The following is a 17,731-nucleotide window of genomic DNA, read 5'->3' as shown; positions in this document are numbered from 1 at the left end:
CTAAATCACGTTAAGGAGCAGCAATAATGAGCGCCAGCGACGAGATTTGGATCCTGGGGATCCGGATGACCAAGTTCGGCAAGCATCCCGAGCTAGATTCGGTTGATCTGGCGGCAGAAGCCGCGCTGGGGGCGCTCTCCGATGCCGGCATCACCATGGCCGAGATCGGCGTACTGGCGGCCGGCAACCTGATGAATGCTAGCGCTGGCCTCGGCCAGCAGCTGCAGAAGCAAATCGGTCAAACCGGCATCCCGGTATACAACGTCGCCAATGCCTGCGCCACCGGGGCCACCGCGCTGCGGACCGCGATCATGGCCGTGAAGGCCGGAGAAGTCGACTACGCCATGGCCGTCGGCGTGGAAAAGCTATCAGGTGCCGGGCTGCTTGGCGCGGGCGGCAAGAAAAAAGGGGACGCCGACGTCTGGGAGCCGGCAGGCCGATACGGCGCGGTGGCACCGGTCGACGGGCGGATCGGCACCGAAACCATGCCCGGCGTGTTCGCCCAGATCGGCACGGAGTATGGACACAAATACGGCGGCACGAGCTTTGAGTTATTCGCCAAGATCAGCGAGAAAAACCACGCCCACTCGACACTGAACCCGCTGGCTGCCTACCAGAAGAGATTCACGCTGGAGCAGATCATGAGCGACGTCATGATCGCCTATCCGAATACTCGCCCGATGTGCTCAGCAAACTGCGACGGCGCCGCGGCCGCAATTGTATGCAGTGGCGAGACGTTGAAAACGCTGTCTCTCGAACAGCGTCGACGCGCGGTGAAGGTATCGGCATCGGTACTGACTACCGACCCGTACGAGGCGGGTTGCCAGGTGCTGCCGAATGTCAACACGCTGACCCGCAACGCTGCCGCGACCGCTTATGAACAGGCCGGCGTTGGCCCGAGCGACCTCAGTTTGGTCGAACTGCACGACTGCTTCGCCACCGCCGAGCTCGTGCACTACGACAACCTGATGTTGTGCGAAGAGGGCGGCGCCGCAGACTTCTTCGCCTCAGGCGCCCCCTGGCGCGATGGATCCAAGCCGGTCAACGTGTCGGGTGGACTGCAGTCGAAGGGGCACCCAATAGCGGCCACCGGTATCGCCAACATTTGGGAGGTCTGCCATCACCTTCGCGGAGAAGCTGGCGACCGTCAGATCGAGAACGCCCGGGTCGGCCTGGCCCATGTGATTGGCCTGGGCTCGGCCTGCGGAGTCCATATCCTAGAGAAATCAGCTTCCTAGCGGTTCGGCTCCGATAGCTCGTCTTGGCCTCGACCAGGCAGGAGACTTTTTGTGCGCCTTGGCCACAGCTGCGCTAGGGTTTGAAAACGTTTTCAGCGCAGTCTGTTTGCGACCCTTTTACGGCGGAAAACAACCCAGCGCATCGCGCTGTACATGTATACGGCTTCGCATCCGCCAGCGACGATCCGCGCGACCTGATAGTCGAGACCGACAGCCGTCAAAACGGTGGAGACACCAAGAATGAACACCAGGTAGTTCACCGCCACCGCCACGGTGTATACCAGCACCTCGGGTCTTACCTGGGCGTGCGAGCGAAAGTTCAAGACCCGGTTAAGCAGGTAGCTCAGCGTCAAGGCGCACACATATGCCGCCGTCAACGCGATGGGCAAGGGCACATTGAGGCCACCGTGCAGTGCGGTGAGCAGCAGCAAGTCCGATCCGAAGGTGAGGACATTGATCAATGCGAAGCCAACGAACGTGGGGGCGACAATGCGATTCAGCCGCCATGGCAAGCGCGCGACGGCCTTAACGCAGAATCCGTGGAATCGTTGAGCCAGCCATGCTCGACGCGATTTCGACGCGGGTCGCGTCTCATCGCTGGTGTAAATGGTCACGGGCGTAGGTTCCGTCGCAACCGACGAAAGCTATGAAGGAGGGGCTACGCCCGTGACCAAGCGAGTATCGCCGATTGAGCGTTGTCGGCGGCAACTGAATACTGACCAGTGGGCGGCAATTGAAAATTGACCAGCTTCCTAGAGTGCCTTGGCTATGTGTCAAGGAGGAGGCAGGTGTTGAACGTGGAGGATTGGGCTGAGATTCGCCGGTTGCGCCGGTCGGAGCAGTTGCCGATTGCCGAGATTGCGCGGGTGATGGGTATTTCGCGGAATACGGTGAAGTCGGCGTTGGCTTCTGATGGGCCGCCGAAGTATCGGCGTGCGGTGAGGGGTTCTGTTGCTGATGAGGCCGAGCCGCGGATTCGGGAGTTGTTGGCGGCCTATCCGCGGATGCCGGCGACGGTGATTGCTGAGCGGATCGGTTGGTCGTATTCGATCCGCACACTGAGTGGGCGGGTGCGTGAGTTACGGCCACTGTATTTGGCGCCGGATCCGGTGTCACGGACGACGTATGTGGCCGGTGAGGTCGGGCAGTGTGACTTCTGGTTTCCCGATGTTGTGGTGCCGGTGGGGTATGGCCAGGTTCGTAGGGCGGCGACGTTACCGGTGTTGACCATGGTGTGTGGGTATTCACGGTGGGCTTCGGCGCTGTTGATTCCGACACGCGCTGCCGAAGACTTGTATGCCGGTTGGTGGCAGCATCTTTCGACGTTGGGTGCGGTTCCACGGGTGTTGGTGTGGGATGGTGAGGGCGCGGTCGGGCGGTGGCGGGCACGCCGACCAGAGTTGACCCCGGCATGTCAGGCTTTCCGCGGGACCTTGGCCACCACGGTAGGGATCTGTAAACCCGCTGATCCTGAGGCCAAGGGTCTGGTTGAACGGTTCCATGACTATTTGGAGCGGGCGTTTTTGCCGGGGCGGGTGTTTGGCTCCCCAGCCGATTTCAACATCCAGTTGCAGGCCTGGCTGGTGGGGGCCAACCACCGCCAGCATCGGGTGCTGGGATGCCGGCCAGCAGATCGCATCGCCGCCGATACCGCAGCGATGCTGGCATTGCCGCCGGTTGGGCCCAGCATCGGATGGCGACGCTCAACGCGGTTGCCTCGCGATCATTACGTGCGCCTCGACAGCAACGATTACTCGGTGCATCCGGCCGCGATCGGCCGCCGTATCGAGATCATCGCAGATCTAAACCGGGTGCGGGTCTGGTGTGACGGCACGCTGGTCGCCGACCACGACCGGATCTGGGCCAAACATCAAACGATCAGCGATCCCGAACATGTCCAGGCCGCGAAACTGCTGCGGCGCAAACGGCTCGAGGTTGTTGGTCCACCGCATCACGTGGAGGTCGAACAACGCCGTCTCGCTGATTACGACGCCTTGTTGGGCCTTGACGGGCCGGTGGCGTGATGGCTGCCAAGACCGCGACCAGCAGCCGTGATGTCACCGCTGAGCTGGCGTATCTGACCCGGGTGTTGAAAGCCCCGACGCTGCGTGAGGCCATCGAACGTCTCGCTGAGCGCGCCCGAACCGAAGCGTGGAGCTATGAAGAATTCCTCGCGGCGTGTCTGCAGCGTGAGGTGTCGGCTCGGGAATCTCACGGCGGCGAAGGGCGCATCCGCGCTGCCCGCTTCCCATCACGTAAATCGTTGGAAGAGTTCGACTTCGATCATGCCCGCGGTCTCAAACGCGACATCATCGCCCATCTGGGCACCCTGGACTTCGTCACCGCTAAAGACAACGTGGTGTTCCTCGGCCCACCAGGGACCGGCAAGACCCACCTGGCGATCGGGATTGCGATGCGCGCTTGTCAAGCAGGTCACCGCGTTGCGTTCGCGACCGCTTCGCAATGGGTTGATCGTCTTGCTCGCGCCCATCACAACAGCACCCTGCAAGCCGAATTGGCGCGGCTGGCCCGCTACCCCCTGCTGGTTGTCGATGAAGTCGGCTACATCCCGTTTGAACCCGAAGCCGCCAATCTGTTCTTCCAACTCGTGTCGTCGCGTTACGAACGGGCCAGTCTCATCGTCACCTCGAATAAGCCCTTCGGGCGGTGGGGCGAAGTGTTCGGCGACGACGTAGTCGCCGCCGCCATGATCGACCGACTCGTCCATCACGCCGAAGTCATCGCCCTCAAAGGAGACAGCTACCGCATCAAAGACCGAGACCTCGGCCACACCACCACAGCCGAGGACCAATGAAACCAAGCTGGTCAATTTTCGATTGCCGAAACCTGATCAGTTTTCACTTGCCGTTGACAGAGCGTGTGCGTGTTGAGATGGATCAGTTGTTCGCCGCGACCGAGCGGCCGTTGACCGAGATTTTGGAGGAGGTCGGGCGGTTATCGGTGCGTCTGGTGTTTCAGGTCGCCGTGGAGGCCGAGGTAGAAGCAGTGTTGGGCCGAGCCCGTCACCAGCGTCGGGTTCAGGACGGCCCGGGCGGGTACCGCAATGGGTATCAACCGCCGGCGACGGTGAAGACCACGATGGGCTCGGTCGAATTATGCCGCCCGAAACTACGCGACACCGACGAGCGGTTCTGTTCGCGGCTATTCGGTGCCGGGGTGACGCGCACCCACGCTCTGGAGGCGTTGGTGATTTCGGGATGGGTGCGCGGTTTGTCGGATCGCGACATCGAGGCCGCGTTGGCCGAGGTGCTGGGCTCGCAGGCGGCGTTGTCGCGCTCGACGGTGAGCCGGATTTGTGCGGCCATCAAAGACGAGTTCGCTGCGTGGTCGTCTCGACGCCTTGATGAGCTGGTGTTGGACTACCTGTTCTTGGATGCCTCGAACTTTCGGATGCATCCCAACGCCCCGGCCGAGCCGGTGCTGGCCGCCTGGGGCATCTGCACCGACGGCAAGCCCCTGTTTATTGGGCTGGCCCCAGCCGCAGCGGAGTCGGCTGATGCGTGGGCCGACTTCTTGGCTGACCTGAGGAACCGGGGACTACGCCCGCCGCTACTGGGCATCTCCGACGGGGCGCCGGGCCTGATCGCCGCATGGGAGACCACGTTTCCGGCAAGCCTGCGTCAGCGGTGTCTGATCCATCGCTGCCGTAACGTCATCGCCAAGACACCTGTCGCGGTCCAGGACGAGATCAAAGCCGCGTTCTGGTCGATCTTCGATGACATTGACCAGCCACCCGGCCAGCAGGCCGTGGATGAAGCCACCCGCCGCGCCGAGGAGTTCACCACCACATACCGCGGGCTCTACCCAGCCGCGGTCGCTTGCCTGGCCAACGACTTCGCCTCGCTGAGCGTGCATTTGCGCTTCCCCCGCCAACACTGGACACGCATCCGCCATTCCAACCTCATCGAACGCACCTTCGGAGAATCCCGTCGCCGGGTCAAGGTCATCGGCCGCCTACCCGGCGAAACCAGCTGTCTGTCGCTGGTATGGGCCGTCCTCGACCGCGCCAGCCGCGGCTGGCGCGGAGTCACCCAAACATCAGCGACCAGCCGCCACCTCCAAGAACTACGCCACCAACTGCTCGAGCCACCCCGCCCACTGCATCCCCCCACCACAACAACCACGACCGACACCACCGCCGCGTAACATGACCACCAGGAACATGCGCCCAGCGTTTTTACACCAGTCCTAAGACGCCACCTCGACGCGTCCCCGCACACGCCGAAACGTTGCCACCAACACATGACCAGCTCGTGATCGTCAGGCAAACGGAAGACGTCGGCACCCACGACCGGGAGCAAAGAAGCAGTTCAAGCGAATCCAGGGTCAGCGGTGTGCGCAATATGTACAGGTTTTGGCGAACCGCTTTGGTGTTCGCTCAGGCTTCAACCCTCTTTGTTGGAGTAGCCAGCCGATCGGGTATCACGAATGAGGCGCTAGTTCGAACCTGGGCACCGGCACGCCAGACAAACGGTATGACCCTCAAGTCGGCGCACAACTTGGCAGGTGAGAGGCGGACACGCACGAAGCCGCGCCGATCGCTGAAGTATCGGATATGCGGATGCTCAGCCCAGCAGGTCAGAAATGTTGGGAGGTTGGTATCAGCTCCGGCGCTGATTGTCGCGGTGACCACCTCGGTCCCCGCGACAGTCCCTGCTGCGGCGGCTAGTTTTCTTTTGCCAAAAATTGGCTACCGGCAACACAGAATTGACTAAAATCCCTCACTATGAGGCGATTGACAATGATGTCAATCGGGTTCGCAGTTGGGCTCGCCTTTGCTCCGGCGGCGAATGCCGATCCAGACGCTGCGCCGGTTGTGCAGCCCTTCGCCCCTCATCGGGCACCTTTGCCGCAAGAGCCAAGATCATCATGCGACCCCAATTACTCGGGCGCCTGTGTACCGATCGCTCGTGACGTCGACTGCGCCGGCGGTAGCGGTAACGGCCCAGCCTACGTCTCGGGTCCGGTGACTGTCATCGGAGTTGACATCTACGGTCTTGATCGTGACGGCAATGGAGTTGGGTGCGAATAGCGACCTTCCAATTGCCACACGCCTGGATGTAGAAGCCAGCCCCGCCAAGGCGGGGCTGATAGCGCCAAGGTCCAATCGGTTTGAACCGTTGCGGCTTTGATGCCGGCTTCATGGTTGAGACGTCGCCGGCTGAGACGCCCGGAGTTGGGCGTAGTAGGCGGCCTTGTACTCGTCGGGTGGGATGCAGTTGAGCTGGCTTCGCAGGCCCGTCGCCAGCTACGCAACATGGCGTTGCACGAGAGTCGGGATGCCCAGGCGCACAGCGATACCCAGATATCTACTACGCGTATACGCTAGCCGTTGGCATTGCGGTCGTGTCGGGGCGACAGGTGATGTTGGGCCAGGTGAACGGCGCGTTTGCTGGGTTTTTACGACGGTTCGACACCGCCAAGCCCCGTTTGACGGTGCGGGGCCCCCTTCCCGCATTGGCAAACCAATCGACCGCCCCGTCAACATCATTCGCCGCAATCGACGGGGCGGTCTGGAATGGTTGGAAACACTAACGCAGAGGTAGCGTCGATTCTACGCTGGTGCTTCGTTCGGTTGATGTCAAAGCAAGCCGAGTCATTCTTGGGCGCGATCCACCGTGGATGCCCCGAGGCCGCAGTAAGGGGCTGCCGACCCACTCCAATCGTCAGTTGTGACGCTGATCTCATCGGCGGTGATAGTGATCGTTGCTGTGCGTGCATCCCGCGCCAGCCGTCGCCGAATATATTCGGTTCGGGACAGTTCAAGCCGCGCGGCCCGTTGGTCCAACGCGGCCAGCACGTCGTCAGGAACATCGCGGATCAGTACATTCGCCATTAGGCCCCCTTCGGTTCAACGATATCATCATGATATCGCAATCGGGGCCGCTGTCCAACCGCGGCTTGTGAGTGTCGTTATGGTCGTGCGCTCAGGGTCTCGGTGAAGTCGGGCTTTGACCGTAGGGGCTGTCGTTGCGGTATACCGAGACGATGTGGAGCATGCCAACGCGAACTGATGCCGTCCCTTTGTGGTGATGGCGTGGCTGAGCCGGAGCTCGACTGCCATATTGCGCGGGTGCGCCTAGAGCTCATTTCCTTGATTTCGCCGCCTAATTGGTACCTGAGTGCCTCGAGTACTACCGCCGCGTTCTGCTGGGCGCTTTGGATGGAGAAGCCGTTGTACTGTTGGCCTTTGCCCGAGTTACCCTGGCTAGAGCCTGCCGAATCTTGGCTAGGATCGGGAGCGTTTAGCCGACCGAGACGGTCTACGAGCCAACACCACGACATATCGCAGCTGGTCGCGTCTCATCGCTGGTGTAAATGGTCACGGGCGTAGGTTCCGTCGCAACCGACGAAAGCTATGAAGGAGGGGCTACGCCCGTGACCAAGCGAGTATCGCCGATTGAGCGTGTGCGTGTTGAGATGGATCAGTTGTTCGCCGCGACCGAGCGGCCGTTGACCGAGATTTTGGAGGAGGTCGGGCGGTTATCGGTGCGTCTGGTGTTTCAGGTCGCCGTGGAGGCCGAGGTAGAAGCAGTGTTGGGCCGAGCCCGTCACCAGCGTCGGGTTCAGGACGGCCCGGGCGGGTACCGCAATGGGTATCAACCGCCGGCGACGGTGAAGACCACGATGGGCTCGGTCGAATTATGCCGCCCGAAACTACGCGACACCGACGAGCGGTTCTGTTCGCGGCTATTCGGTGCCGGGGTGACGCGCACCCACGCTCTGGAGGCGTTGGTGATTTCGGGATGGGTGCGCGGTTTGTCGGATCGCGACATCGAGGCCGCGTTGGCCGAGGTGCTGGGCTCGCAGGCGGCGTTGTCGCGCTCGACGGTGAGCCGGATTTGTGCGGCCATCAAAGACGAGTTCGCTGCGTGGTCGTCTCGACGCCTTGATGAGCTGGTGTTGGACTACCTGTTCTTGGATGCCTCGAACTTTCGGATGCATCCCAACGCCCCGGCCGAGCCGGTGCTGGCCGCCTGGGGCATCTGCACCGACGGCAAGCCCCTGTTTATTGGGCTGGCCCCAGCCGCAGCGGAGTCGGCTGATGCGTGGGCCGACTTCTTGGCTGACCTGAGGAACCGGGGACTACGCCCGCCGCTACTGGGCATCTCCGACGGGGCGCCGGGCCTGATCGCCGCATGGGAGACCACGTTTCCGGCAAGCCTGCGTCAGCGGTGTCTGATCCATCGCTGCCGTAACGTCATCGCCAAGACACCTGTCGCGGTCCAGGACGAGATCAAAGCCGCGTTCTGGTCGATCTTCGATGACATTGACCAGCCACCCGGCCAGCAGGCCGTGGATGAAGCCACCCGCCGCGCCGAGGAGTTCACCACCACATACCGCGGGCTCTACCCAGGGTGGCGTCTTAGGACTGGTGTAAAAACGCTGGGCGCATGTTCCTGGTGGTCATGTTACGCGGCGGTGGTGTCGGTCGTGGTTGTTGTGGTGGGGGGATGCAGTGGGCGGGGTGGCTCGAGCAGTTGGTGGCGTAGTTCTTGGAGGTGGCGGCTGGTCGCTGATGTTTGGGTGACTCCGCGCCAGCCGCGGCTGGCGCGGTCGAGGACGGCCCATACCAGCGACAGACAGCTGGTTTCGCCGGGTAGGCGGCCGATGACCTTGACCCGGCGACGGGATTCTCCGAAGGTGCGTTCGATGAGGTTGGAATGGCGGATGCGTGTCCAGTGTTGGCGGGGGAAGCGCAAATGCACGCTCAGCGAGGCGAAGTCGTTGGCCAGGCAAGCGACCGCGGCTGGGTAGAGCCCGCGGTATGTGGTGGTGAACTCCTCGGCGCGGCGGGTGGCTTCATCCACGGCCTGCTGGCCGGGTGGCTGGTCAATGTCATCGAAGATCGACCAGAACGCGGCTTTGATCTCGTCCTGGACCGCGACAGGTGTCTTGGCGATGACGTTACGGCAGCGATGGATCAGACACCGCTGACGCAGGCTTGCCGGAAACGTGGTCTCCCATGCGGCGATCAGGCCCGGCGCCCCGTCGGAGATGCCCAGTAGCGGCGGGCGTAGTCCCCGGTTCCTCAGGTCAGCCAAGAAGTCGGCCCACGCATCAGCCGACTCCGCTGCGGCTGGGGCCAGCCCAATAAACAGGGGCTTGCCGTCGGTGCAGATGCCCCAGGCGGCCAGCACCGGCTCGGCCGGGGCGTTGGGATGCATCCGAAAGTTCGAGGCATCCAAGAACAGGTAGTCCAACACCAGCTCATCAAGGCGTCGAGACGACCACGCAGCGAACTCGTCTTTGATGGCCGCACAAATCCGGCTCACCGTCGAGCGCGACAACGCCGCCTGCGAGCCCAGCACCTCGGCCAACGCGGCCTCGATGTCGCGATCCGACAAACCGCGCACCCATCCCGAAATCACCAACGCCTCCAGAGCGTGGGTGCGCGTCACCCCGGCACCGAATAGCCGCGAACAGAACCGCTCGTCGGTGTCGCGTAGTTTCGGGCGGCATAATTCGACCGAGCCCATCGTGGTCTTCACCGTCGCCGGCGGTTGATACCCATTGCGGTACCCGCCCGGGCCGTCCTGAACCCGACGCTGGTGACGGGCTCGGCCCAACACTGCTTCTACCTCGGCCTCCACGGCGACCTGAAACACCAGACGCACCGATAACCGCCCGACCTCCTCCAAAATCTCGGTCAACGGCCGCTCGGTCGCGGCGAACAACTGATCCATCTCAACACGCACACGCTCAATCGGCGATACTCGCTTGGTCACGGGCGTAGCCCCTCCTTCATAGCTTTCGTCGGTTGCGACGGAACCTACGCCCGTGACCATTTACACCAGCGATGAGACGCGACCCTACCCAGCCGCGGTCGCTTGCCTGGCCAACGACTTCGCCTCGCTGAGCGTGCATTTGCGCTTCCCCCGCCAACACTGGACACGCATCCGCCATTCCAACCTCATCGAACGCACCTTCGGAGTGTCAACGGCAAGTGAAAACTGATCAGGTTTCGGCAATCGAAAATTGACCAGCTTGGTTTCATTGGTCCTCGGCTGTGGTGGTGTGGCCGAGGTCTCGGTCTTTGATGCGGTAGCTGTCTCCTTTGAGGGCGATGACTTCGGCGTGATGGACGAGTCGGTCGATCATGGCGGCGGCGACTACGTCGTCGCCGAACACTTCGCCCCACCGCCCGAAGGGCTTATTCGAGGTGACGATGAGACTGGCCCGTTCGTAACGCGACGACACGAGTTGGAAGAACAGATTGGCGGCTTCGGGTTCAAACGGGATGTAGCCGACTTCATCGACAACCAGCAGGGGGTAGCGGGCCAGCCGCGCCAATTCGGCTTGCAGGGTGCTGTTGTGATGGGCGCGAGCAAGACGATCAACCCATTGCGAAGCGGTCGCGAACGCAACGCGGTGACCTGCTTGACAAGCGCGCATCGCAATCCCGATCGCCAGGTGGGTCTTGCCGGTCCCTGGTGGGCCGAGGAACACCACGTTGTCTTTAGCGGTGACGAAGTCCAGGGTGCCCAGATGGGCGATGATGTCGCGTTTGAGACCGCGGGCATGATCGAAGTCGAACTCTTCCAACGATTTACGTGATGGGAAGCGGGCAGCGCGGATGCGCCCTTCGCCGCCGTGAGATTCCCGAGCCGACACCTCACGCTGCAGACACGCCGCGAGGAATTCTTCATAGCTCCACGCTTCGGTTCGGGCGCGCTCAGCGAGACGTTCGATGGCCTCACGCAGCGTCGGGGCTTTCAACACCCGGGTCAGATACGCCAGCTCGGCGGTGACATCACGGCTGCTGGTCGCGGTCTTGGCAGCCATCACGCCACCGGCCCGTCAAGGCCCAACAAGGCGTCGTAATCAGCGAGACGGCGTTGTTCGACCTCCACGTGATGCGGTGGACCAACAACCTCGAGCCGTTTGCGCCGCAGCAGTTTCGCGGCCTGGACATGTTCGGGATCGCTGATCGTTTGATGTTTGGCCCAGATCCGGTCGTGGTCGGCGACCAGCGTGCCGTCACACCAGACCCGCACCCGGTTTAGATCTGCGATGATCTCGATACGGCGGCCGATCGCGGCCGGATGCACCGAGTAATCGTTGCTGTCGAGGCGCACGTAATGATCGCGAGGCAACCGCGTTGAGCGTCGCCATCCGATGCTGGGCCCAACCGGCGGCAATGCCAGCATCGCTGCGGTATCGGCGGCGATGCGATCTGCTGGCCGGCATCCCAGCACCCGATGCTGGCGGTGGTTGGCCCCCACCAGCCAGGCCTGCAACTGGATGTTGAAATCGGCTGGGGAGCCAAACACCCGCCCCGGCAAAAACGCCCGCTCCAAATAGTCATGGAACCGTTCAACCAGACCCTTGGCCTCAGGATCAGCGGGTTTACAGATCCCTACCGTGGTGGCCAAGGTCCCGCGGAAAGCCTGACATGCCGGGGTCAACTCTGGTCGGCGTGCCCGCCACCGCCCGACCGCGCCCTCACCATCCCACACCAACACCCGTGGAACCGCACCCAACGTCGAAAGATGCTGCCACCAACCGGCATACAAGTCTTCGGCAGCGCGTGTCGGAATCAACAGCGCCGAAGCCCACCGTGAATACCCACACACCATGGTCAACACCGGTAACGTCGCCGCCCTACGAACCTGGCCATACCCCACCGGCACCACAACATCGGGAAACCAGAAGTCACACTGCCCGACCTCACCGGCCACATACGTCGTCCGTGACACCGGATCCGGCGCCAAATACAGTGGCCGTAACTCACGCACCCGCCCACTCAGTGTGCGGATCGAATACGACCAACCGATCCGCTCAGCAATCACCGTCGCCGGCATCCGCGGATAGGCCGCCAACAACTCCCGAATCCGCGGCTCGGCCTCATCAGCAACAGAACCCCTCACCGCACGCCGATACTTCGGCGGCCCATCAGAAGCCAACGCCGACTTCACCGTATTCCGCGAAATACCCATCACCCGCGCAATCTCGGCAATCGGCAACTGCTCCGACCGGCGCAACCGGCGAATCTCAGCCCAATCCTCCACGTTCAACACCTGCCTCCTCCTTGACACATAGCCAAGGCACTCTAGGAAGCTGGTCAATTTTCAATTGCCGCCCACTGGTCAGTATTCAGTTGCCGCCGACACGGAGAATCCCGTCGCCGGGTCAAGGTCATCGGCCGCCTACCCGGCGAAACCAGCTGTCTGTCGCTGGTATGGGCCGTCCTCGACCGCGCCAGCCGCGGCTGGCGCGGAGTCACCCAAACATCAGCGACCAGCCGCCACCTCCAAGAACTACGCCACCAACTGCTCGAGCCACCCCGCCCACTGCATCCCCCCACCACAACAACCACGACCGACACCACCGCCGCGTAACATGACCACCAGGAACATGCGCCCAGCGTTTTTACACCAGTCCTAAGACGCCACCTCGCAGCTCGCCTGAAGCGCCGAATAGTCGATCGATCCCTACCCGTCGCCAGTGCTGGTCGCTGCTGGCGATATCGCGGTCCACAGATAGCGTGGCATCCGGTTTCGCATTGGCTGGCGAGGGTTCGTTTCCTTTGTTTACTAGAAACGAGACTCTCGCGTGAAGTCTTGGGCCCGGCTCACCTCTGGGGAGCCCACTGCGGCCCAAACTGTGATTGGTGTAGACGCGGCCGGTATCAGGATGTGGACGCCGGCGTTGGTGTAAACCGTTGCAGTAGTAGAATTCTGAACGCTGCTATTGGCAGCGTGCTTCACGGTACGGCTGCTGCGATTGGCAGATTTGGGCTCAGCAAGCTGATCAGGTGTCGGCGGGCAGGACCGCGCACCAACGCGAGTGCGTGGGTGCACTTCATCGGACAGACGTGACCAGTGGCCGAGCACGACGTGACGCTGTCATCGTTTCGGCTAACCGCCACGGCCACAATGACGACCAGGCATGTCGGCCCACCATAGAAACACTCGACCAGCGGCCAACACCGCTCGGGCCGCACAGGACTCACTCTCGTTTACAAATAGAGAACGGTTTCTAAGGTCTTGAACTGGATGTGTTCATCAACCGATTGATGATCACCGCCACGAGCCCCAGCGCCACACAACTGCACCCGACCGCAACAGCAGCGACGATTGCCAACGGAAGGATGAATGCCGAATCAGAGAGGCCGTCATCAACCTTGTTAAAATGCTGCCCTACGATCAAAAGGCCGGCCAAGACGCTCCACGTAGTCAAAGCTGCAGCCGCCCACAGACTCCACGGCAGTATCGGTGAGCCGAGTTTCTGGGCAGTGATCTTCGCGAGGACGTGAAGCAAGCCCTGGGTGATGGCGACCAAAACCAAACCGGCAACTGCGACCAAGCTGTTGCCCATGTTTGTCGCGACAATTAATACCAAAATGACCAGGGGGCACGCCAGCACCAGAATGCCGAAGGCCTGCCTAGCGGTGAGCTTCCAGGATGCTTCCATTTTCTGTCCCATCAGGTGGATCATGTCGAGCAATCGTTACAACAGAACATCAAGACTGTACTGGCATCGATTAGGCAAGAGCATGTAAGTAATTTCGAAACAAATGCGAGATGTTTCAGGGCCGAGATTGAACTTGTGTAGTCGTCCTACGCTTGGCGCTTTCCGGCAAACGCGTAGGCGGCGTATCCGCAGCGGCGCCCGTTACTCAGTCCGCGGGCAACGCCTGCGGTAAAATAGCAATCGGCTTCGATAGTTTCGCCGACAAACTGATAAATTAGCTCTGTCCAACGTCATTCAGAAGGGCATCCACCTCCAATCAAATCATCCGCGTCATAAGAGATGAAGCACTTGCGCCATGTCGTATATGCTTTTTTGGGGCCGATGCAAGTTTGGCAAAGAATTGTGCGCGCAGTGACCGGCAATCCGGGCGATACCTGAGCAGGCGTTCGGTGCGAGCTTCGCCGCAGCGTTAGCTTGCGTTCCAATCGATGGATGAAAACTACCGAACCCCACTCCAGGTCGCACTGATCTTTCGGGCGCTGAGCGTCTTCACAGTGGTAACACCTTCGGTTGAAGGGGACTGCCCGACTGCATCGAGACGGACAGTGAGCGGTTTCGGGCTCGCGACTGAGTCGGCGTCCCTGAGCCTAAGGAGTCAAGGAACGAGACGTCAATGAAATCGTCACGTAGGTTAGTGACTCCAGCCGAGTACGCTGCCCAGTGCAGGCATACCCACCACCCCATGGCCTGCGACATCCGCTGAACCCGGATCAACAACAACCTGCCTCTAACATCGGGTTGATCTGGTGGACTCAGTATCGGGGAACACGCCGTTTGAACTTGCCCGCAAAACAAGGGCTTTCAGGGTCGCGTCTGGCACATCTGCCGGGTGGCTAGCGCCGGCGCCGGCGGCGAGCCACGAAAACTGTTGTGAACGAACCACCGATGGCCACGACCAGGGCGGCGGCGGCGACACCTAAATAACGCCGCTCGGATGCCTCGCTATAGGGAAAGGTGTCCGCCCAGTCCAAGCCGAGGCGAACGATGACCGCGCCGAGTACCCAGCTCAGCACGCAGCCAGAGACGACTAGCGCTCGATACATACTTCATCCTCGCTGCTGAGCCTGAGGCACGCACAGACATGGCTGGCCAAGAGTCTAACGAATCAGCCCGAACTCGACCATGAGCGACCGAGTTGCCGCTAGCTGTGTTTGTAGAAAGTCAGAAAACCATCTTACTTTCCGGAATAACCGTTCTAGTCGAACACACAGCGGTAGCGTAGAGAGGAACATGGTGATTAAGAATAGTAGTTATGACTTACCAGTCAGAGTCGACTTCTTCAATTTCCCCTTTTAGGACAGAGAGGAGATTTCGACGTAGTCGATCAAATTATTCCGAATCGCTCTTCGGCTCACGCCAGTAGAAGACCCATGGTTCATCCCGCATGTCGGATGATTCATCATCGACCCTAACCCAGACGTTCTTTTCGGCTGCCACTTCATCTCTTTTAAATGGCATAGATTTAGTCGGCCAGGGCAAACATTTGGCACTTGCCGAACTACGGACCGTACTTCGTGATCAAAAGGTACCTATACGCACCTAGAGACTTCGATGTCGCTCCGTTCGAGCGGGCGGCTGCGGCCGGCATCACCATCAAGACCTTCTCGTTGGATTTTACGGGGAAGATCGAAATGAAGTGCCCAGCACCCCACTGGCCGCCGGTCACACTGCTATCGACTGTGTGCGTCGGCGGGAACCCCTACCTGGCCAGCCACCGACCACCACGCTTCCGGCATTGGTTGTTGCCGTCATCGATCTATTGGCCAGGCCAGAAGGTAATGGCCGATCGCGTTATCAATCGCCTTTCCGCGATCGTTCGGGATATGGCCCGGACCGTAGTTCGCGCTCATCGCATCAATGAGTAGATCCACAACCGCGTCGCTCTGGTCATTGGTCGGCTTCTGTGAGCCACGAAGCTCGGCAAGAAGGGCAGGGTTACGACGCTCTAGTTCTTCCACGATAACAATTCGGGATTGAGGCGAAATGGCGGCTAGAACATTGCTCACGGATTTCTCCATCCATCACGGCTGTTCGCCCAGGCTGTAACCACTTGGCCGTCTCGATCCAAGACCACAGTTGCGTCCCTACCAACATATACATAGGTCCCGCCGTATCGGTCTGGCTTGAACTTGGGCGGGCCGATCGAATTCTCGACGGCATTGTCCATTGCTCTGTCATTAACCCGTGACCGTCTCGGCTGTTGACTTGCTCCTCTGCATGTTCCGTTAGTCCGCTGATGTGCTTGGGCGGTGGAAACGGGGGTGCTTCGGTTCCTTCAGGTGGTCGATGTTCAGCTGGCGGCGCAGACTCCGGTTCCACGCCCAAGGATCGCAGTCTGGCCTCAATGGCGGCCTTTCTCGCGTTGAGCGCTCCGGCATCGGCAAGGCAAGCATCGAATACCGCCTGTTCCTGAGGCAGCACGAAAGGGCGCCTTAGACATCGGTTGCTGTATCGGGCTATATCGCTCTTTAGGTTCTCGTATGTTGCCCTAGCCTCTGCCTCGGTCATATTTGCCGGGTTCGGACTTGGCGTCGGGTTTTGTTTCCAGTGGCGATCGACGGCCTGGATTTGTGGCTTGTGGTTGGGTGGCGCCAGTAGGTGTTCCTGGAAGGTGACTGTACTCAGGGGCGTGGTGGCTACGGTAACTTTGGCGGCTACGTCGTGTTCGTGCCCGATGAGTTATGTTGCGCGTTGGCGGATGTCGCCAGCGAATGCTTGTGCTTGGGCTTGCCGAGCTGCCTGTTCTGCGGCCGTGCGGCTTGTTCGGGTGTCGATGACGGAGAGGTCTTCGCCGACAGTGAACCCAGCCTCGTGGGCATCTTGGACGGCATAGATGACCCTACGCTGGGCTGCGGCGATAGTTCCGGCGCCATCACGGGCGACCTTGCTGGCTGCACGCAGTTGGTCGGCTCTGGCGCTGACGATGGCCAGGTCAGCACGGGTTCGTTGTCGTAGCCCATCGCCGCCTGCGCCTTCCCAGGTGATCGCGTGGGACTGATTTCGCATCTGTAGGAACGCGTTTTCCCACTGATCGGCGGAGACTGATCTTGAAAGATGGGCTCTGAAGTGGGGCGGGCGGGGCTCGAACCCGCGACCAACGGATTATGAGTCCGCGGCTCTAACCAACTGAGCTACCGCCCCCAGCTGAACTAGCTGAGGATATCCTCTCCCCCATAACCCAATCAGCTTCGGTACACCGCATTGTTACCGATGGCCCGCCGAAGCACAGGTGCTACGCCCTCCGAGTTGCCGCTCAGCCCGTGACCACCGAGGCCCGAGACCTTAGCCGCCGGAGCGCACTCGCAATGCTTTTTCACGACCTCGACTTCAGTGTCCGCACTGGCTAGCAAGCGATGCCATGGCGCGCTTCTGCCTATGTCGGGTCAGGTCAGCAATGTCGGACCTCGGTGCACGCGTTATCAAACTCGCGCAGTGGCGCTCCTCAATGGACAGTAGGCTACCGCTAGGCCAACCGCCGATCCCTCCGTGGCGAAGCCCGCCGGTACAAAAATCGGCTCGGGCACCGACCTGCAGCGTCTGATTCACCCGCCATACACGCCCAAAACCGGAAAGCTCGGTGGTGTGTCCCCGTGAATGAGTCCAGCCGGTTTTAGAGTCTCGTGGCCTCAAAGGTGGGCCCGAAGGGACGAGAGTAATGGCTTGTCGAAAGAGGTCTTCCGCCGAGAACATTGTGCGTGAGCTGCGCCGAGCTGATGAGCTAGCCGCCGCAGGCAGCTCCGGTGAACAGACCGCGGTCGAGCGCGGGTATCAGTGGCCACGCCGTACAACTAGCGGCGCGCCTATGGCGGAATGGACCGTGATGCCGCAATGGAGCTCAAGCAGTTGCGCGAGCAAACAGGCGCCTCAAACGGATGCTGGCCGAGGCCGAACTCGTCAAAGGCGCCCTAGGTGAGGTGGCCAAGGGAAAACTCTGCGCTCGGAGTCGACTGCACCCGCATATTGGGCACCGATATCACGGTCGAATTCCTTGAGCC

The 17,731-nt window shown here is 61.1% G+C and carries 16 protein-coding genes, 1 tRNA gene and 2 pseudogenes; 9 read left to right on the top strand and 10 right to left on the bottom strand.

What is annotated here, in order from left to right:
• Positions 1-26 precede the first annotated feature (26 nt).
• A complete protein-coding gene (locus ACO07W_RS18845) occupies positions 27-1,238 on the top strand; it encodes a thiolase family protein (RefSeq protein ID WP_421845193.1) in 1,212 nt (403 codons plus the stop codon).
• Positions 1,239-1,330: 92 nt separating this feature from the next.
• Here the strand turns inward: ACO07W_RS18845 and ACO07W_RS18840 are convergent, their stop codons facing one another.
• The gene (locus tag ACO07W_RS18840; protein ID WP_421846102.1) at positions 1,331-1,846 is read right to left on the bottom strand and encodes a GtrA family protein; all 516 of its coding nucleotides are present in this window, start codon (positions 1,844-1,846) and stop codon (positions 1,331-1,333) included.
• Between ACO07W_RS18840 and ACO07W_RS18835 the strand changes: the two genes are divergently transcribed.
• The 5 genes from ACO07W_RS18835 (at position 1,845) to ACO07W_RS18815 (ending at position 6,291) form a co-directional block, all read left to right on the top strand.
• A complete protein-coding gene (locus tag ACO07W_RS18835; RefSeq protein ID WP_421845192.1) occupies positions 1,845-1,982 on the top strand; it encodes a hypothetical protein in 138 nt (45 codons plus the stop codon). The genes ACO07W_RS18840 and ACO07W_RS18835 overlap by 2 nt on opposite strands.
• A gap of 44 nt (positions 1,983-2,026) precedes the next feature.
• Entirely contained in the window at positions 2,027-3,262 is a 1,236-nt protein-coding gene (istA, locus tag ACO07W_RS18830) for an IS21 family transposase (protein ID WP_421839994.1), read from the top strand.
• Positions 3,262-4,053, top strand: coding sequence for an IS21-like element helper ATPase IstB (gene istB / locus ACO07W_RS18825; RefSeq protein ID WP_421839995.1), 792 nt, complete (start codon positions 3,262-3,264; stop codon positions 4,051-4,053). The genes istA (ACO07W_RS18830) and istB (ACO07W_RS18825) overlap by 1 nt, the downstream gene beginning before the upstream one ends.
• Positions 4,054-4,130: 77 nt before the next feature.
• A complete protein-coding gene (locus ACO07W_RS18820) occupies positions 4,131-5,405 on the top strand; it encodes an IS256 family transposase (RefSeq protein ID WP_421840071.1) in 1,275 nt (424 codons plus the stop codon).
• Between the two features lie 580 nt (positions 5,406-5,985).
• A complete protein-coding gene (locus ACO07W_RS18815) occupies positions 5,986-6,291 on the top strand; it encodes an excalibur domain-containing protein (RefSeq protein ID WP_421845191.1) in 306 nt (101 codons plus the stop codon).
• A 564-nt stretch (positions 6,292-6,855) separates the two neighbouring features.
• On the opposite strand, the gene ACO07W_RS18810 is transcribed toward ACO07W_RS18815, so the two are convergent.
• Positions 6,856-7,095: a FitA-like ribbon-helix-helix domain-containing protein gene (locus ACO07W_RS18810; RefSeq protein WP_421845189.1), complete on the bottom strand. Its 240-nt coding sequence runs from the start codon at positions 7,093-7,095 to the stop codon at positions 6,856-6,858.
• A gap of 584 nt (positions 7,096-7,679) precedes the next feature.
• Here ACO07W_RS18810 and ACO07W_RS18805 point away from each other — a divergent pair.
• A pseudogene (locus ACO07W_RS18805) lies at positions 7,680-8,615 on the top strand (IS256 family transposase); the annotation flags it as partial.
• Positions 8,616-8,671: 56 nt separating this feature from the next.
• Here ACO07W_RS18805 and ACO07W_RS18800 read toward each other — a convergent pair.
• Positions 8,672-9,946, bottom strand: a complete 1,275-nt coding sequence (locus ACO07W_RS18800) for an IS256 family transposase (protein WP_421840071.1) — start codon at positions 9,944-9,946, stop codon at positions 8,672-8,674.
• A gap of 94 nt (positions 9,947-10,040) precedes the next feature.
• Between ACO07W_RS18800 and ACO07W_RS18795 the strand changes: the two genes are divergently transcribed.
• Positions 10,041-10,217 carry a hypothetical protein gene (locus ACO07W_RS18795; RefSeq protein ID WP_421846184.1) on the top strand — a complete coding sequence of 59 codons (177 nt, stop codon included), beginning with the start codon at positions 10,041-10,043 and terminating at the stop codon, positions 10,215-10,217.
• A gap of 36 nt (positions 10,218-10,253) precedes the next feature.
• Here the strand turns inward: ACO07W_RS18795 and istB (ACO07W_RS18790) are convergent, their stop codons facing one another.
• Positions 10,254-11,045, bottom strand: a complete 792-nt coding sequence (gene istB / locus ACO07W_RS18790; protein ID WP_421839995.1) for an IS21-like element helper ATPase IstB — start codon at positions 11,043-11,045, stop codon at positions 10,254-10,256.
• Positions 11,045-12,280, bottom strand: coding sequence for an IS21 family transposase (istA, locus tag ACO07W_RS18785; protein WP_421839994.1), 1,236 nt, complete (start codon positions 12,278-12,280; stop codon positions 11,045-11,047). Before istA (ACO07W_RS18785) ends, istB (ACO07W_RS18790) begins: the two co-directional genes overlap by 1 nt.
• Before the next feature lie 69 nt (positions 12,281-12,349).
• On the opposite strand from istA (ACO07W_RS18785), the pseudogene ACO07W_RS18780 reads away from it, so the two are divergent.
• Positions 12,350-12,601, top strand: a pseudogene (locus ACO07W_RS18780) (IS256 family transposase); the annotation flags it as partial.
• Between the two features lie 640 nt (positions 12,602-13,241).
• Here ACO07W_RS18780 and ACO07W_RS18775 read toward each other — a convergent pair.
• The 5 genes from ACO07W_RS18775 to ACO07W_RS18755 form a co-directional block, all read right to left on the bottom strand.
• On the bottom strand, positions 13,242-13,700 hold the full coding sequence (locus ACO07W_RS18775; RefSeq protein ID WP_421845188.1) for a hypothetical protein: 459 nt from the start codon (positions 13,698-13,700) through the stop codon (positions 13,242-13,244).
• An 869-nt stretch (positions 13,701-14,569) separates the two neighbouring features.
• On the bottom strand, positions 14,570-14,779 hold the full coding sequence (locus tag ACO07W_RS18770; protein ID WP_421845187.1) for a hypothetical protein: 210 nt from the start codon (positions 14,777-14,779) through the stop codon (positions 14,570-14,572).
• A gap of 705 nt (positions 14,780-15,484) precedes the next feature.
• A complete protein-coding gene (locus ACO07W_RS18765; RefSeq protein ID WP_421845186.1) occupies positions 15,485-15,754 on the bottom strand; it encodes a hypothetical protein in 270 nt (89 codons plus the stop codon).
• 661 nt (positions 15,755-16,415) lie between these two features.
• Positions 16,416-16,742, bottom strand: a complete 327-nt coding sequence (locus tag ACO07W_RS18760; RefSeq protein ID WP_421845185.1) for a hypothetical protein — start codon at positions 16,740-16,742, stop codon at positions 16,416-16,418.
• A 61-nt stretch (positions 16,743-16,803) separates the two neighbouring features.
• Positions 16,804-16,877, bottom strand: a tRNA-Ile gene (locus tag ACO07W_RS18755).
• Between the last annotated feature and the right edge of the window lie 854 nt (positions 16,878-17,731).

Origin of the sequence: Mycobacterium sp. (assembly GCF_965230835.1) — a bacterium.
Taxonomy (GTDB): Bacteria; Actinomycetota; Actinomycetes; order Mycobacteriales; family Mycobacteriaceae; genus Mycobacterium.
The sequence above is the reverse complement of the archived record's forward strand: the minus strand, read 5'-3'. Positions and strand labels throughout refer to the sequence as shown.

Bases quoted from the DNA above. Each gene is read 5' to 3' on its own strand.
- ACO07W_RS18845 (WP_421845193.1), top strand. From the start codon at position 27: ATGAGCGCCAGCGACGAGATTTGGATCCTGGGGATCCGGATGACCAAG.
- ACO07W_RS18835 (WP_421845192.1), top strand. From the start codon at position 1,845: ATGGTCACGGGCGTAGGTTCCGTCGCAACCGACGAAAGCTATGAAGGA.
- istB (WP_421839995.1), top strand. From the start codon at position 3,262: ATGGCTGCCAAGACCGCGACCAGCAGCCGTGATGTCACCGCTGAGCTG.
- ACO07W_RS18820 (WP_421840071.1), top strand. From the start codon at position 4,131: ATGGATCAGTTGTTCGCCGCGACCGAGCGGCCGTTGACCGAGATTTTG.
- ACO07W_RS18815 (WP_421845191.1), top strand. From the start codon at position 5,986: ATGAGGCGATTGACAATGATGTCAATCGGGTTCGCAGTTGGGCTCGCC.
- ACO07W_RS18810 (WP_421845189.1), bottom strand. From the start codon at position 7,095: ATGGCGAATGTACTGATCCGCGATGTTCCTGACGACGTGCTGGCCGCG.
- ACO07W_RS18800 (WP_421840071.1), bottom strand. From the start codon at position 9,946: ATGGATCAGTTGTTCGCCGCGACCGAGCGGCCGTTGACCGAGATTTTG.
- istB (WP_421839995.1), bottom strand. From the start codon at position 11,045: ATGGCTGCCAAGACCGCGACCAGCAGCCGTGATGTCACCGCCGAGCTG.
- ACO07W_RS18775 (WP_421845188.1), bottom strand. From the start codon at position 13,700: ATGATCCACCTGATGGGACAGAAAATGGAAGCATCCTGGAAGCTCACC.
- ACO07W_RS18770 (WP_421845187.1), bottom strand. From the start codon at position 14,779: ATGTATCGAGCGCTAGTCGTCTCTGGCTGCGTGCTGAGCTGGGTACTC.
- ACO07W_RS18765 (WP_421845186.1), bottom strand. From the start codon at position 15,754: ATGGAGAAATCCGTGAGCAATGTTCTAGCCGCCATTTCGCCTCAATCC.
- ACO07W_RS18760 (WP_421845185.1), bottom strand. From the start codon at position 16,742: ATGCGAAATCAGTCCCACGCGATCACCTGGGAAGGCGCAGGCGGCGAT.